This is a genomic window from Amycolatopsis echigonensis (assembly GCF_002846615.1).
GTDB lineage: Bacteria > Actinomycetota > Actinomycetes > Mycobacteriales > Pseudonocardiaceae > Amycolatopsis > Amycolatopsis echigonensis.
The window spans coordinates 7,278,318-7,293,519 of record NZ_PJMY01000003.1; the positions used below are offsets into that span (position 1 = coordinate 7,278,318).

The 15,202-nt window shown below is 70.3% G+C and carries 15 protein-coding genes; 7 read left to right on the forward strand and 8 right to left on the reverse strand.

Annotation, left to right across the window (positions count from 1 at the left end):
* Positions 1-161 precede the first annotated feature (161 nt).
* From ATK30_RS39335 to ATK30_RS39355, 5 genes are read left to right on the forward strand one after another with little or no spacing between them, the layout of a single operon-like run.
* Complete coding sequence (locus tag ATK30_RS39335) at positions 162-1,619, forward strand: 2-hydroxymuconic semialdehyde dehydrogenase (RefSeq protein ID WP_101439777.1); 1,458 nt, start codon at positions 162-164, stop codon at positions 1,617-1,619.
* Positions 1,616-2,350: a 2-keto-4-pentenoate hydratase gene (locus ATK30_RS39340; RefSeq protein ID WP_101439778.1), complete on the forward strand. Its 735-nt coding sequence runs from the start codon at positions 1,616-1,618 to the stop codon at positions 2,348-2,350. The genes ATK30_RS39335 and ATK30_RS39340 overlap by 4 nt, the downstream gene beginning before the upstream one ends.
* 2 nt (positions 2,351-2,352) lie before the next feature.
* Positions 2,353-2,778 carry a RidA family protein gene (locus ATK30_RS39345; protein ID WP_101439779.1) on the forward strand — a complete coding sequence of 142 codons (426 nt, stop codon included), beginning with the start codon at positions 2,353-2,355 and terminating at the stop codon, positions 2,776-2,778.
* Positions 2,775-3,299 carry a 3-hydroxyanthranilate 3,4-dioxygenase gene (locus tag ATK30_RS39350; protein ID WP_101439780.1) on the forward strand — a complete coding sequence of 175 codons (525 nt, stop codon included), beginning with the start codon at positions 2,775-2,777 and terminating at the stop codon, positions 3,297-3,299. Before ATK30_RS39345 ends, ATK30_RS39350 begins: the two co-directional genes overlap by 4 nt.
* A 2-nt stretch (positions 3,300-3,301) precedes the next feature.
* Positions 3,302-4,276 carry an amidohydrolase family protein gene (locus tag ATK30_RS39355; protein ID WP_101439781.1) on the forward strand — a complete coding sequence of 325 codons (975 nt, stop codon included), beginning with the start codon at positions 3,302-3,304 and terminating at the stop codon, positions 4,274-4,276.
* On the opposite strand, the gene ATK30_RS39360 is transcribed toward ATK30_RS39355, so the two are convergent.
* A complete protein-coding gene (locus tag ATK30_RS39360; protein WP_208637540.1) occupies positions 4,273-5,595 on the reverse strand; it encodes an NtaA/DmoA family FMN-dependent monooxygenase in 1,323 nt (440 codons plus the stop codon). The genes ATK30_RS39355 and ATK30_RS39360 overlap by 4 nt on opposite strands.
* A gap of 16 nt (positions 5,596-5,611) precedes the next feature.
* On the reverse strand, positions 5,612-6,727 hold the full coding sequence (locus ATK30_RS39365; RefSeq protein WP_101439783.1) for an LLM class flavin-dependent oxidoreductase: 1,116 nt from the start codon (positions 6,725-6,727) through the stop codon (positions 5,612-5,614).
* A gap of 218 nt (positions 6,728-6,945) precedes the next feature.
* On the opposite strand from ATK30_RS39365, the gene ATK30_RS39370 reads away from it, so the two are divergent.
* The gene (locus tag ATK30_RS39370) at positions 6,946-7,107 is read left to right on the forward strand and encodes a hypothetical protein (protein WP_376772298.1); all 162 of its coding nucleotides are present in this window, start codon (positions 6,946-6,948) and stop codon (positions 7,105-7,107) included.
* A gap of 48 nt (positions 7,108-7,155) precedes the next feature.
* Here ATK30_RS39370 and ATK30_RS39375 read toward each other — a convergent pair whose 3' ends face one another.
* A complete protein-coding gene (locus ATK30_RS39375; protein ID WP_244194865.1) occupies positions 7,156-7,935 on the reverse strand; it encodes a nitroreductase/quinone reductase family protein in 780 nt (259 codons plus the stop codon).
* A gap of 25 nt (positions 7,936-7,960) precedes the next feature.
* A complete protein-coding gene (locus ATK30_RS39380) occupies positions 7,961-8,983 on the reverse strand; it encodes an LLM class flavin-dependent oxidoreductase (protein WP_101439784.1) in 1,023 nt (340 codons plus the stop codon).
* 101 nt (positions 8,984-9,084) lie between these two features.
* Here ATK30_RS39380 and ATK30_RS39385 point away from each other — a divergent pair, with 101 nt between their 5' ends.
* A complete protein-coding gene (locus tag ATK30_RS39385; protein WP_101439785.1) occupies positions 9,085-10,056 on the forward strand; it encodes a quinone oxidoreductase family protein in 972 nt (323 codons plus the stop codon).
* A gap of 2 nt (positions 10,057-10,058) precedes the next feature.
* Here the strand turns inward: ATK30_RS39385 and ATK30_RS39390 are convergent, their stop codons facing one another.
* From ATK30_RS39390 to ATK30_RS39405, 4 genes are read right to left on the reverse strand one after another with little or no spacing between them, the layout of a single operon-like run.
* The gene (locus tag ATK30_RS39390) at positions 10,059-11,642 is read right to left on the reverse strand and encodes a dipeptide ABC transporter ATP-binding protein (RefSeq protein ID WP_101439786.1); all 1,584 of its coding nucleotides are present in this window, start codon (positions 11,640-11,642) and stop codon (positions 10,059-10,061) included.
* 3 nt (positions 11,643-11,645) lie between these two features.
* Positions 11,646-12,470: an ABC transporter permease gene (locus ATK30_RS39395; RefSeq protein ID WP_101439787.1), complete on the reverse strand. Its 825-nt coding sequence runs from the start codon at positions 12,468-12,470 to the stop codon at positions 11,646-11,648.
* Positions 12,463-13,422 (reverse strand): ABC transporter permease, encoded by a 960-nt coding sequence (locus ATK30_RS39400; RefSeq protein WP_101439788.1) that lies wholly within the window; start codon positions 13,420-13,422, stop codon positions 12,463-12,465. The genes ATK30_RS39395 and ATK30_RS39400 overlap by 8 nt, the downstream gene beginning before the upstream one ends.
* The gene (locus tag ATK30_RS39405) at positions 13,419-14,996 is read right to left on the reverse strand and encodes an ABC transporter substrate-binding protein (protein WP_101441310.1); all 1,578 of its coding nucleotides are present in this window, start codon (positions 14,994-14,996) and stop codon (positions 13,419-13,421) included. Before ATK30_RS39405 ends, ATK30_RS39400 begins: the two co-directional genes overlap by 4 nt.
* Positions 14,997-15,202: the final 206 nt, after the last annotated feature.

Here is a 15,202-nt window from a genome sequence, read left to right on the forward strand (position 1 = left end):
ACGCCGAAGCGGTTCCGGCCGGGCACGACGGTCCAGGACGAAGCGGCGCGTCGAGGTGCGTGAAAGGCTTTGCTCTGCCGAACCGGCTATGCCCGGACGGTCATGGCAGCGGCGGCAAAGAGCATTGGCCAGGCATTCCTGGCGTCCCTACGGTCAGCTTCATGGCTGCGGAACTCCACAACGTCGTCGGCGGGACCCGGGTCGCCGGGCGGCGCACCTTCGAGAAGATCGACCCGGTCGACGGGTCGCTCGTCGCACACGTCCACGAGGCCGGACCGGACGTGGTCGACGCCGCGGTCGCTGCTGCTCGTGCGGCGCTGGACGGCCCGTGGGGACGCGCTTCGGTGGCCGAGCGCACCGCGTTGCTGCGCCGGATCGCCGACCGGATCGAGGAGCGGTTCGAGGATTTCGTCGCCGCGGAGGTCCGCGACACCGGCAAGCCGGAGCACCTGGCCCGCGACCTGGACGTCGCCCGGGCGGCGACGAACTTCCGTTCCTTCGCCGACACGATCGCGGCGGCCGGTCTCGACTCCTTCCTGACCGAGCTGCCGAACGGCCGCAAGGCGCTGAACTACGCGGTGCCCAAGCCGCTGGGCGTCGTCGCGGTGATCGTGCCGTGGAACCTGCCGCTGCTGCTGTTGACCTGGAAGGTCGCACCCGCGCTCGCGTGCGGCAACGCGGTGGTGGTCAAACCGTCGGAGGAGACGCCGTCGACGGCGGCCTTGCTCGCCGAGGTCATCGCGGAGGCTGGCGCGCCGGCCGGGGTGTATAACGTCGTTCACGGCTTCGGACCGGACTCCGCCGGGGAGTACCTCACCACGCACCGCGGCATCGACGGCGTGACGTTCACCGGCGAATCCCGGACCGGCTCGGCGATCATGCGGGCAGTCGCTCCGTCGGTCCGGCCGGTTTCCTTTGAACTGGGCGGAAAAAACGCGGCGGTGGTGTTCGCGGATTGCGATCTCGAAAAGACCCTCGACGGACTCGCGCGCTCGGTTTTCCTGAACACCGGGCAGGTGTGCCTGTGCACGGAACGGGTCTATGTCGAGCGGTCCGTTTTCGACGCGGTCGCGAACGGGCTCGCCGAGCGGGCGGCGGCGTTGCGGCTGGGACGACCGGGCGATCCGGAGACCACGACCGGGCCGTTGATCTCCCAACAGCACCGGAAGAAAGTCCAGTCCTATTTGGACCTCGCGGTCGCTGAGGGGGCGACGGTGCTGACCGGCGGTTCGGTCCCGGAACTCGGGCCGGACCTCGCGGGCGGGTCGTGGATCGAACCGACACTGTGGACCGGACTGGACAACTCCGCGCGGGTCGTGCGCGAGGAGGTCTTCGGACCGGTCGCGGCGCTGATCCCGTTCGACACCGAAGACGAAGCCGTCCGGCTGGCGAACGACACCGACTACGGGCTCGCCGCCGCCGTATGGACGACGAACCTCGAGCGCGGCCACCGGGTCGCGCAGCAGATGCGGGTCGGGATGGCCTGGGTCAACACCTGGTATCTGCGCGACCTCCGCTCGCCGTTCGGCGGCGTCGGGCTTTCCGGCATCGGCCGGGAGGGCGGCCTGCACTCGATGCACTTCTATACCCAGCCGACGAATGTGTGCGTGCAGCTATGACCACCGTTGAGGAACGTGCCGAACTGCTTGACCGGGCGACCGCCACTGGGCAGGCGATCCCGCAGCTCACCAGCGACGGGCCGATGAGCCTGGAGACCGCGTACGCCGTGCAGCACGCCGGGATCGCGCTGCGCGAGCGACGCGGCGAGCGGCTGGCCGGAGTCAAGCTGGGTTTCACGAGCAAGGCGAAGGCCGAGCAGATGGGCGTCTCCGACGTCATCATCGGTTCGCTGACTGACCGCATGCGGATCGAGGACGGCGGAACGTTCGCCGTCCGCCACGGTGTGCATCCGCGGATCGAACCCGAGGTCGCGTTCCGGCTCGGGCCGGACGCCGAGCTGGTCGCCGTCGCACCCGCGCTGGAGATCATCGACAGCCGGTACCGCGACTTCCGGTTCAGCCTGGCCGACGTCGTCGCCGACAACACCTCGGCGTCCGCGTTCGTGCTCGGGCCGTGGACCCAGCTCGACCGGGTGGACGCGCTGGCCGTTGACCTGCTCTTCGACGGCGAGATCGTCGCGTCCGGCTCGACCACTGACATTCTCGGCGACCCTCTGCGAGCGCTCCCCGCGGCACAGCGAATGGCCGCCGCATACGGGCACCGCCTGCTCGGCGGGTCGGTGCTCCTGGCCGGTGCGGCGACCGCGGCTGTTGCGCTGAAAGCAGGAACGCAGGTCGAGGCTCGGGTCGCCGGGCTCGGTTCGGTTTCCGTTCGCACCAAGGAGGATTGAGCGTGGCGCAAGCCAATGTCGTCGCCGGGAAGGCGACGCCGCGCGGGCGGTTCCCGCACGTCAAGGTCGTCGGGGACCTCGTGTTCGTCTCCGGCACCAGCAGCAGGCGGCCGGACAACACGTTCGCCGGCGCGGAGGCCGATCAGTTCGGCGTGACCAGTTTGGACATCCGAGCGCAGACTCGCGCGGTCATCGAGAACATCCGCGACATCCTGGCCGCGGCCGGGGCGGGACTCGAAGACCTCGCGCAGCTGACGGTCTTTCTGGTCAACATGAACGATTTCGGCGGCTACAACGAGGTCTACGGCGAATTCTTCGACGAGAACGGCCCGGCGCGCACGACCGTCGCGGTGCACCAGTTGCCGCATCCGCATCTGCTCATCGAGATCCAGGCGATTGCCCGGGTCTCCGGCAAGGAGGAACGATGACTGCCATTCCGCCCGTGTTCGATTTCGCCGCGTGGATCGAGGAGCACGAGGACGAGCTGAAGCCGCCGGTGAACAACAGGCAGATGTGGGCGCCGATGGGGGATTTCATCGTGCAGGTGGTGGGCGGGCCGAATCAGCGCACCGACTACCACCTGGACCCGTACGAGGAGTGGTTCTACCAGTACAAGGGCGACATGCACGTCAATCTGATGACCGAGGACGGCCCGCGGCGCGTCGACATCCGCGAGGGCGAGATGTGGATGCTGCCGCGGAACGTGCACCATTCGCCGCAGCGTCCGCAGGAGGGTTCGATCGGGATCGTGATCGAGCGCATCCGGGAGGAGGGGACGCTGGAGAAGTTCGTGTGGTTCTGCGTGGAGTGCGACGCGAAGGTGCACGAGGTGGAGCTGCAGGTGCGTGACATCGTCGGCGATCTGCCGCCGGTGTTCGAGCGGTTCTACGCGTCCGAGGAGGCCCGGACCTGCGGGAACTGCGGGACGCTGCACCCCGGGAAGGGCTGAGCGTGCGCGCGATCGACGTCCACAGCCATTTCGTTCCGCACGGCTGGCCCGATCTGGGCGAGGGGATGCCGTGGCTGCGCCCGGAATCCGAGCGCGAGGCGATGATCATGGTCGGTTCGGAGGAGTTCCGCCGGGTGCGGTCGGACTGCTGGGACGCGTCGGTGCGGCTGCGCGACATGGACGCCGACGGGGTCGAGGCGCAGGTGGTGTCGCCGACGCCGGTGTTCTTCGGCTACGAGACGAGCCCGGGGCACGGCGAGAAGATCGCCCGGGTGTTCAACGATCTCGCGCTGGAGATCTGCGCGCCCGCGCCGGACCGGCTGATCCCGTTCTGCCAGGTTCCGTTGCAGGACACCGACGCCGCGTGCCGCGAACTGGACCGCGCGGTCGGGGCCGGGCACCGGGGCGTGGAGATCGGCAACCACGTCGGCGACCGCGACCTCGACGACGCGGGGGTGGTGACGTTCCTGCAGCACGCGGCGTCGCTCGGCGTGCCGGTGTTCGTGCACCCGTGGGACATGCCGCTCGCGCCGCGGCTGGACCGCTGGATGGCGCGGTGGCTGACCGGGATGCCCGCCGAGACGCATCTGTCGATCATCGCGATGGTGCTTGGCGGGGTGTTCGACCGGGTGCCCGACAGCCTGCGGATCTGTTTCGCGCACGGGGGCGGGTCGTTCGCGTTCTGGCTGGGGCGGCTGGAGAACGCGTGGCATCAGCGGGCGGACGTCATTGCCACGTCGGAGAAGCCGCCGTCGGAGTATGTCGGGCGGTTCAGCGTCGACTCGGTGGTGTTCAGCGAGTCGGCGCTGCGGAATCTGGTGGACACCCTCGGGGCCGAGCAGGTGATGGTGGGGAGCGATTACCCGTATCCGCTGGGGGAACGTCCGGCCGGCGGGGTGGTGCGGCGGGCGGAGTTCCTCGACGAGCCCGCGCGGGAGCTGGTACTGCGGGGGAACGCACAGCGGTTCTTGGGCTAGTCCAGCCCGAGGTGGTCCCGCAGCGTAGGTCCGCTGTAGTCCTCCCGGAACACCCCTCGTTCCTGCAGCCTCGGCACCACCTGGTCGGCGAACTGGTCGAGCCCGCCCGGTGTCACGTGCGGGACCAGGATGAACCCGTCCGACGCGTCGGCCTGCACGAGTTCGTTCATCGCGGACGCGACCGTCTCGGCGGAGCCGATGAAGTTCTGCCGTCCGGTGACCTCGATGATCAGTTCCCGGCTCGACAGGTGCTTCGCTTCCGCGAGCTGGCGCCATTCGCGGGCGGTCGCGACCGGGTCGCGGTACATGCGGACGCTCGCGCGGCCCTTCGAGATCAGGTCGCCGACCACCGGGTCGAACGACGGCAGCGGGCCGTTCGGGTCGTGGTCGCTGAGGTCGGTGTTCCAGAGCTGCTCGAGGAACTTGATCGCGGTCTGCTCGCTCACCTGCTGCAACCGGACTTCGTGGGCGAGTTCGTGCGCTTCGGCGTCGGTGTCGCCGAGGACGAAGGTCGCGGCGGGGAGGATGACCAGTTCGTGCGGGGAGCGGCCGTATTTCGCCAGGCGGCCCTTGACGTCGGAGTAGAACGCTTGGCCTGCTTCGAGAGTGCCGTGGCGGGTGAAGATGGCGTCGGCGGTCGCGGCGGCGAATTCGCGGCCTTCCTCCGAATCGCCGGCTTGGATGGTGACCGGGCGGCCTTGCGGGCTGCGCGGGACCGGGAAGCGGCCGGAGATGTCGAAGTGCTCGTCGTGGTGGGCGAAGTCGCCGCCGCCGGCCAGGAAGCGGCCGGATTCCTTGTCCGCGAGGAGTTCGTCGCCGCGCCAGGAGTCGAAGAGCTCCCACGCCGTGCGCAGGAAGGTTTCGGCGCGCGAGTAGCGCTGATCTTGCGGCAGGAAGCCGCCGCGGCGGAAGTTTTCGCCGGTGAAGGCGTCCCAGGACGTGACGACGTTCCACGCCGCCCGGCCTGCGGAAAGGTGGTCGAGGGAGGCGAATTGCCGGGCCACCTCGAACGGTTCGTTGAACGTGGAGTTGATCGTGCCCGCCAGGCCGAGGCGGTCGGTGACGGCAGCCAGCGCGGACAGCACGGTGAAGGTGTCCGGGCGGCCCACGACGTCGAGGTCGTAGATGTGGCCGCCCTGTTCGCGCAACCGCAGGCCTTCGGCGAGGAAGAAGAAGTCGAACTTCGCGCGTTCGGCGGTCTGGGCCAGCTTGACGAACGAGCTGAACTCGATGTGGCTGCCCGCTTCGGGATCGCTCCACACGGTCGTGTTGTTGACCCCGGGGAAGTGCGCGGCGAGGTGGATTTGCTTGGCAGTCATGGAAATCTCCCGGGACTCAGGCGGCGTAGCGGTTGGCCGGGCGCGGCAGGCCGAGCAGCCCGCGCAGGGTCGAGGCCTCGTATCCGGTGCGGAACGCGCCGCGGTCGCGCAGTTCGGGGACCAGGGCGCGGGTGATGGCGGTCAGGTCGTGCGGCACGGCGCCCGGGCGCAGCCGGAAACCGGTCAGGCCGGCGGTGTGCCAGTCGAGCAGGAGGTCGGCCAGCTGAGCCGGGGTGCCAGTGAAGACGTGGGCGTCCGAGGTGAACTCGGCACGGTCGTCCAGGCGGGCTTTGCGGTCGGCCGCGGCCTGCTCGGTCTCGTCGAGGAAGACCACGAGGTCGGCGAAAACCTGAATGGGCGCACCGATTTCGTCGATGATCGACGCGGCGTGCGCGCGGTCGTTCGGGGTCACGTACACGACGTCGGCCTGGCGGGCGGCGAGGCGGTAGGCGTCGGGGCCGTGCGCCAGCGCGGCGACAATCGGCTGGCCCTGCGGCGGACGCGGAGTGATGGACGGTCCTTTGACGGAGAACCAGCGGCCCTCGAAGTCGATGTAGTGCAGTTTGTCCCGGTCGATGAACCGGCCGGTCGCGACGTCGCGGATCTCGGCGTCGTCCTCCCAGCTGTCCCACAACCGGCGCAGCACCTCGACGTAATCGGCGGCTTCCTCGAAGAGCTCGGGAACCTCCGGCGGCGTGCGGCGGCCGAAGTGCCGGAACTCTTCCGCACTCCCGGAAACCTGCACGCGGACGCCGGCTCGGCCGGTGCTGACGTAATCGAGCGTCGCGATCGCCTTCGACAGATGGAACGGCTCCGTGTGGGTGACCACGGCGGTCGGGACCAAGCCGATGTGCGACGTCAGCGGCGCGATCCGCGAGGCGACCAGCACGGCGTCGAGGCGGGTTTGCGCGCGGTCGTCGCGGGCCGTCGGCTCGGAGGGGCCGCGCAGGGAGAGGAAGTCCTCGAAGGTGACGAAGTCCAGGTGCGCGGCTTCGGCCTCCCGCACCAGCTCGGCCCAGTATCCGGCGGTGAGCAGGTCGGCCGGGCGGGCGTCCGGTTCGCGCCACGCGGCCGGATGCCAGCCCGCGCCTTCCAGCGCGACGGCGAGCCGTGGTCCGGTGTGCCCTGTCATGCTGCGGTCCTTTCCCCGTGGATGCCAGCAGTGTGGCGCGGAGGGCGGGCCGAGGGCGACGGTAACCAGCGTCTGAGACAGTCGGCGAGAGCGGGAATAAACCGGTTGCCCCCTGTCACGGCCGTGCGGTGTGCTCGGGGCAGCGGAGATCGTGCGTGAACAGCGCTGGCTGCGGTGGCTCGGGCCGCGGTTGCCGGAGGTGGTTGCGGAGGCGCGCGGTGTTCCGCGAGGCGGTGGAGGCGGACGACGCGACGTGGGAACGCGGCCGGGGCTGGGCGTTGTCGATCGCGCTGATCCAGTTGCCGTATTACCGCGACACCAATCCGGTGGTGGCGGCGAACTCGCGGCGGACCATCGAGGCCGTGGTGTCCGGCTCGTGAGTGTTTATCGCGGTTCTAACCGGGATTGCCGCTCACGAGAACCCAACGCTAGTCCAGGTCGATCCGGATTGTCAGCAGATCCGTGCCGAGCGCCTGGACCGCGGCGCTGTTCAAGCGCGGCAACGACTTCAGCCGCGTCCGGGCGTCGTCTTCCGGGAGCAGGTGCGCGACCCCGCGCAGCCACCGGCCGTGCAGGCGCAGCCGGACGTGCGGGTCGGCCTGGATGTTGCGTACGTACTGCGACCGTTCGCCGAATTCGGACACCAGCCAGAATTCCGGTCCGACGCGACGGCCGCCGATCGGGGTCCGGCGGGGGAGACCTGAGCTGCGGCCGGTGGTTTCGAGCAGCGTCTGGCCGGGGAGCCGCGAGAGGACGGGGTTGCCGAGCTTCCGCTGGAACGTCGTCACGAGCTGGTGCTGGAGGTCGCCGGGTCGCACCTGACCGGCGGCGCGCCGCAGCCGGGCGGGGATGACGAGTTCGTGGATCGGCACTGCCAACGCCCACAGGTGGCGGGCCGGGAAACGCTGGTAGGTGACTTCAGTGGTCCAGTACACCCGGCTCGCGTCGAGGTGCACGATGTTGCGCGTGGTCATCAGCGGCGAAGGCGCTTCGAGCACGACCCGGTCCGGCGTGGCCGAAGCGATGGTCCAGCCGAGCACGCGGTCCGGGGCCAGGCGCGTGGTCAGGCCGAGGCCGAGCCATCCGGTGCGCAGGAACGCGCGCATCGGCGGCGGAGCGTCCTCCCAGACCGCGCGGGCCCACTGCAATGCGTCGCGCTGGTCTCCGGCGGGACGGGGAATGTCCACTGTGGACGTGAAATCCGGCACCCCGCCACGCTAGCATCAGCGACCGTCAGGACGCAGGCTTCCAGCGCAGCTCCGGGCCCAGCCGGGTGGCCAGGTCGGTGAGGATCTGCACGTAATCCTCGTGCTCGAAGGTGAACGGGAGCGCGAAGGCGACCTCGTCGATCTCGCGGAAGGCGGCGTGCCGGTAGAGCTGGTCGGCGATTTCGGCGGAGGTGCCGACGTAATCGCGCGAGAACAGCAGACCGGCCGGCCCCTGCGGGGTTTTCGTGCGCGGCAGGCGTTTCGCCGCGTAGTCCTCGTACTTCGCGCGCTGCTCAGCCGTGGCACTGTCGGTCGGAATCACCACCAGGCCTTGCGAAACCCGGGCCCGCGCACCGTCCGGATGGTGCGACCGGAATGCCCGCACGTGCGAGAGCTGGATCTTTTCGAAGTCCGTCGAACCCTCTTCGGCGCGGACGACGCTGCTGGTCAGATAGTTCATCCCGGCTTGTCCGGCCCAGGTCGCCGACCGGGTGCTCGCGCCGCCGTACCACATCCGGCCGGCCAGGCCGGGAGAATGCGGCTGCACGCGGTCGGAGAACGTCTCGATGCCTTCGACCCCGCTGAACGTCGACGCGGGCTCGCCGCGGACCAGGGACAACAGCCGCGACACCCGGTCGTAGCCGAAATCTTCGCGGTCGCCGGTGTCCGGATACAGCGCGGCCCGCACGTCCTCGTAGTGCATCGGCGGGCTGACGCTGACGCCCGGGTTGAGCCGTCCGCCGGAGAGGACGTCCACGGTGGCCAGGTCTTCGGCCAGTCGCAGCGGGTTTTCCCAGCCGAGCGGGATGACGGCGGTGCCCAGTTCGATCCGGCTGGTGCGCTGGGTGGCCGCGGCGAGCACCGCGACCGGCGACGAGATGCCGTACTGCAGGTGCCGGTGGCGCACCCAGGCGCTGTCGAACCCGAGCTGCTCGCCGAGTTCCAGCACTCGCAGCGTGGACTCGTGGCCTGGCCGCGGGTCGTCGCCGTCGAACAGGCCGATCGTCAGGAAACCCAGTTTGCGCAGCGGTTGCGTTTCGCTCGGCACGGCGAGGCCCTCCTCAGATCAACTAAGCCGGAATAACCGCGAGCTGGTCCAGGTTGTTCCGGCTCGCTGACACACACGCAGAACACTGGGGAGTACGCACGATGCGCGCTTTGTCCATCACCCGCTACGGCGGTCCCGAGGTCCTGGAAGAGATCGAGGTGCCCGAGCCCGTTCCAGGGCCGGGCGAAGTGACCATCACGGTCTCGCACGCGTCCGTCGGGCTGATCGACGCGCTGATCCGCCGCGGCACGCTCGCGGAGTACGACTACGCGCCGAAGCCTCCGTTGGTGCCCGGGCTCGAGGTCGCGGGCACCATCCGCGCGGCCGGACCGGATAGCGGCTTCTCGGTCGGGGACGAGGTCGTCACGCTCACGCTGCCCGGAATGGGCGGATACGCCGACGTCAAACTCGCGCCCGCCGGTCTCGTCGTGCCGCTGGCCGGCAGCGGAGTGGAGCGCGCGCAGGCGGTCGCGGGCCTGGCGAACACGGTGACGGCCTACCTTTCGCTCACCGAGGCAGTTCGGCTGCCGAAGGACGCGCGCGTGCTCGTGCACGGTGCGCTCGGCGGCCTCGCCTCGGTGTACCCCGAGGTGGCGCGGCTGCTCGGCGCGCGCGAGGTCGTCGGCACGGTCCGGCGGCCCGAGCAGGTCGAGGCGGCGAAGCAACTCGGCTTCGACCGCGTCGTGCTGTCCGGGGAGCTCGGCGAGCTGAGCGGCGAGCGGTTCGAGATCATCGTCGACCCGGTGGGCGGCGACCTGCGGATCGAATCGCTCGACCTGCTCGCGCCGATGGGCCGGATGCTCGTGGTCGGCAGCGCGGGCAGCGAGACCGCGCCGATGGTGGACTCGAACGCCGTGTGGGGCAAGAACATCGGCGTGCTCGGCTTCAACGTGGGCGGCTTCCTGGCCGCCGACACCGCGCCCGCTCGTCCCGCCGCGGACGCCGTGCTGCCGCTGTACACCGAGGGCCGGATCCGGTTGCCGGTCACCGTCCTGCCGATGGCGCAGGCGCGAGAGGCGCACCGCCGGATGGACGCGGGCGAGGCCGTCGGACGGCTCGTGCTCGCCAACTAGGGTCACGCCCGCACCTGCTCGCCGCCCGGGATCGCGGCCAGCAGGTCGCGGGTGTACTGCTCGCGCGGACGCAGCAGGACGTCGTCGGCCGGGCCGAATTCGAGCAGCTTGCCCTGGCGCATCACCCCGACCTGGTCGGCGATTTCCCGCACCACGGCCAGGTCGTGGGTGATGAACAGGTACGTCAGGCCGAGTTCGTCCTGCAGTTCCACGAGCAGGTTCAGGATCTGGGCCTGCACCGAAACGTCCAAAGCGGACACGGGTTCGTCCAAGACGACGAGATCCGGCCGCAGCGCCAGCGCGCGAGCGATCGCGGCGCGCTGGCGCTGGCCGCCGGACAGCTCGGCCGGCTTCCGGCGCAGCACCGACGACGGCAGCGCCACCTGGTCCGCCAGCTCGGCGACCCGCTCCGCGCGGTTGCCGACGCGGAACGCACGCAGCGGTTCGCCGATCACTTCGGCGATGGAGAAGCGAGGGTTCAGCGAGGCGTACGGGTTCTGGTACACGAGCTGGAACCGGCGGCGCAGCCTGCGCAGTTCGGCGGCGGACAGCCGGGTGACGTCCTGGCCGTCGAAGCTGACCGTGCCGGCGGTCGGGGTCTCCAGGCCGACCGCCATGCGTGCGGTGGTCGTCTTGCCGGAGCCGGATTCGCCGACCAGCGCCAGGGTCCGGCCGCGGGTGAGCTGGAACGACACGTCGTCCACGGCTCGCACGGAACCGGCGCGCGAGGAGACGAAGGTCTTCGACACCGAATCCACCGACAGCAGGACCTCCGGACCCTCCGCGCGGCGGGGCCGGAGAGGTTCGCGGCTGAGGCTCGGCGCGGCGGCGAGGAGCCGTTGCGTGTAGTCGTGCGTCGGCGCGGCGAGGAGTTCGCGGGCCGGTCCTTCCTCGACCAGCCGTCCCTCGGACAGCACGGCGATCCGCCCCGCCCGGTCGGCGGCCACGCCCAGGTCGTGCGTGATCAGCAGGATCGCGGTGCCGTCGTCGGCGGCCAGCTCCGCCAGGTGGTCGAGGATTTCCTTCTGCACGGTCACGTCGAGCGCGCTGGTCGGCTCGTCGGCGATGATCAGCCGCGGTTTGCCCGCGAGCGCGACGGCGATCAGCACCCGTTGCCGGAGCCCGCCGGACAGCTCGTGCGGATACTGTCGCGCGCGCAATTCCGGCCGGTCGACGCCAGCCCGGCGCAGCAGTTCCACCGCGCGGTCGGCGGCCTCGCCACGGGCAGCCAGACGGTGGATCAGCAGCACCTCGGCCACCTGCTCGCCGATCCGCCGGACCGGGTTCAGCGACACCGTCGGATCCTGCGGCACGAGCGCGATCCCGGTGCCGCGTACCTTCCGCCAGTCCTTTTCGGACAGTGCGGTCAGGTCGCGCCCGTCGAAGGCGATCCGTCCGTTGTGGACCCGTCCGCCGCGCGGCAGCAGGCCGATCGCGGCGTGCGCCGTGGTGCTTTTGCCGGAACCGGATTCGCCGACCACCGCGACGATCTCGCCCGCTCCGACCCGCAGGCTCACGTCGCGCACGGCAGGCACCACGCCGCCCGAGGTGCGGTATGTGACCGCGAGTTCGCTGATTTCCAGCACTTGTCAGCTCCGTTCGCCGTCGAGAGCCCGGGACACGCGGTTCGCGGCCAGCACGACGGCCGCGACGGTCAAGCCCGGGAACGTGGTCATCCACCAAGCGGTGGCCAGGAAATTGCGTCCGCCGGCCACGAGCGCACCCCATTCCGGCGTCGGCGGGCTCGCGCCGAACCCGAGGAAGCTGAGTGCGGACACTTCGAGCACCGCGGTTCCGACTGTCACCGTGGCCAGTACCAGCACCGGTCCTAGTGCGTTGGGCAGTATGTGCCGCGCGAGCACCCCGGCCCAGCGCACGCCGGACGCCCGCGCCGCCTCGACGAACACGCCGGAGCGCACCCGCAGCACCTCGGCGCGCATGAGCCGGGCGAACGAGGCGAGGTTCGCGACCCCGACGGCGATCGCGACGTTCGTGGTGCCGAACCCGAGCGCCGTCACCAGGGCCAGCGACAGCAGGATCGCCGGGACCGCCTGGAGGACATCGACGATCCGCATCACGACCGCGTCGAGCCAGCCGCCGCGGAACCCGGCGAGGAGCCCCAGGGCAGACCCGGCGGCGAACGCGACGAGGACCGCGAGAACCGTCGCCCGCAGGGACAAACCGGCCCCGTGCACGACACGGGCGAACACGTCGCGCCCGGTTTCGTCGGTGCCGAACAAGTGCCCGAGCGACGGGCCCTGGAGCCGTTCGGACGGGACGCCGGTGATCGGGTCCTGGCCGGTGAACAGCGTGGGCGCGAAAGCGGCGATCAGCACCGCCGCGAGCACGAACCCGGACAACACCAGACCGGGCCGCCGCAGGAGAAACCGTTGCGGCAAAACCGCTTCAGACATGCGCGGGCACCTCCTTGCGCGCGGACACCCGCGGGTCGAGCAGCGGGTACACGAGGTCGACGACCAGGTTGAGCACCACGAAGAAGAACGCGGCGAGCACGATCACCGCCTGCACCACCGGCACGTCCTGCGCGGTCACCGCCGACGCCGTGACCCGGCCGAGCCCGTCTCGGGAGAACACGGTTTCGGTCACCACCGAACCGGCCAGCAGGTTGCCCGCGACCACGCCCACCAGCGTGAGCGCGGGCAGTCCGGCGTTGCGCAGCGCGTGTCCGAAGTGGACTCGACGGCGGCTCGCGCCCTTCGCTCGCACGACTTCGATGTACGGTTCGGTGAGCTGCGTTCGCAGGCTCTTCGCCAGCACTTGCGCGATGATCGCCCCGGTCGGCAGGGCGAGCGTGACCGCGGGGAGGACCAGCGACGCGAAGCCGGTCGACCCGAGTGCCGGGAACAGCCGCAGCTGGAACGAGAACAGCTGGATCAGCAGCAGCCCGACCCAGAACGTCGGCAGCGAAGTCCCCAGCGGCGGCAAGGAAAGCAGCAGCTGGCTCACCCAGCGGGTGCGGGTGAAGGTGCCCAGCACGGCGATCCCGCCGCCGAAGACGATCGCGAGCACCAGCGCAAGGCCGGAGACGGCGAGCGTCGGCGGCAACGCGGTGAGGACCTGGTGCGTCGCGTCGTCGCCGGTGGCCACCGACGTGCCGAAGTCGCCGTGCAGCGCGGCGAGGAGGTGCTTGCCGTACTGCACGAGAACCGGGTCGTCCAGCCCGTACTCGGCGCGCAGGGCGGCGATCTGCTCCGGCGACGCGCTGGGCCCGCCCTCGGCGGAACCGAGCTTGGTCAGCACCGCGTCGCCGGGCAGCAGGTACAGGATGACGAACGACAGCGTGAACGCCGCCCACAGCACCACTACGGCCTGCAGAACCCGGCGAAGCAGCGGAAAGCCGTTCACGAGCCCGAAACCCAGGCGTCGAACAGCTGGAGCCGCGAGGAAGCCTCGAAGCCGACGTCATGCGCGTTCGGTCCGACGCCGAGCACCTGCGTCAGCTCGAACACCGGGATTGCGTAGGCCTGCTCCACGATGGTCCGCTGCGCTTGTTCCGCCGCGGGCTTGCGCTTCGCGGGGTCGACAGTGGCGGACTGCTCGGTCAGCGACGCGTCGAGCGGATTGTCCGCGGGCAGCTTGCTGCGATTGTTCGTCTTCGTGGAGAACTGCTGGCGCAGGATGTCCGGGTCGGCGCGGGTGACGTTGTACCAGAGGAAGTCGTAGTCGCCGGCCTGCTGCAGGCGGGTGACTTCCGAGTTGGTGTGCAGCTCGATCTTCAGGTCGAAGCCGATCTTGCGCAACTGCTGCTGGATCAGCTCCAGGACGCTCTGATTCTGGTTGAACACCGGGGAGAACAGCACGGACGCGGTCAGCCGCTGCCCGTTCTTCGTCCGGATGCCGTCCGGGCCGGGGACCCAGCCGTCGGACTGCAGCAGCGCCTGCGCGCCCGCCGGGTCGTAGGCGAGTTCCTTCGACAGATCGGTGTACAGCGGCGTCGCGGAGCCGAGGATGCTCGTCGCGGGCTTGTAGTTCGGGGTGAGCACGGTGCTGGTGACCTCGGGCCGGTTCACGCCCTTCGACACCGCCTGGCGCACCTTCTGGTCGGCGAGGACGCCGCGCGTGGTGTTCGCGTGCAGGTTGAACACGATGCCCGGGTTCGGCCGGACCGGTTCGGTGAAGCCGTTGCCGGAGAACTGCGGTTCGTCCACCGGCTGCACGTCCGTGATCGCGTCGAGCTGGCCGGAGGTCAGGCTGCCGGATCGCACGCCCGGCTCCGGCACCACGCGGAAGTCGATCTTGTCGACGTACGCCTCGCCCTGGTGCCGCCACAACGGTGAACCCCAGTGGTAGCCGGTGCGCTTGCCGAGCACGATGTCCTGGTTCGGCTTCAGACTGGTGAAGACGAACGGACCGGAGCCGATCAGTCCGGCGCCCTGGCAGCGTTGCTCGGCGGTGTGCCGGAACGCCGCGGGGGCGAGCACGCCGAGCGACATCGTGGAGCTGGCCTGCAGGAATTGCGCGCTGGGCTGGGTGAAGTCGAGCCGGACCGTCGCCGGGTCGAGCACCGTCGCGCCGCGGTAGGCGGCCAGGTAGCTGGAGCCGAGCAGGGCTTTCGCGCCGAGCGCCTTGATGCCGTCGAAGCTGGTCTTCACTGCGGCGGCGTCCACCGGGGAGCCGTCGGAGAACGTCGCGCCGGAGCGGAGGTGGAAGGTGAAGCTCGTGGAATCGGGGCTGACCGTCCAGCGGTCGGCGAGCCAGGGCGTGATCGCGCCGGTCTTCGGGTCCTGGTCGGTGAGCGAATCGACCAGCTGACGGCCGACGTTCACCGAGGCGTTCGTGCTGACCTGCTGCGGGTCGATGCAGTCCGGATTGGACGAGATGCCCAGCCGGAGCGTGCCGCCCGGACGCGGGGGACCGGCGTCCTGCGGGCTGGCTCCGCCCGCCGTGCCGCAGGCGGCGAGCAGCAGCGGAAGGGCCAGCGCGAAGGCGAGACGGGCCCGCGCTCGAGCGGGACGCGGGGGCCGGGGCGGGGTGTGGCGGGGCACGGAGTTCCTCCAGCGGGGACGGATCGGATGCCTCCAGCTCAACCGTTCGCGGCGGTTCGCTGAAGCCCGTCCCAGCACGTGAACCGCTGTCCCGCGATCCGGCCGGGCGCGCGGATTCCGGTTGACGGACAAGGGAAAGC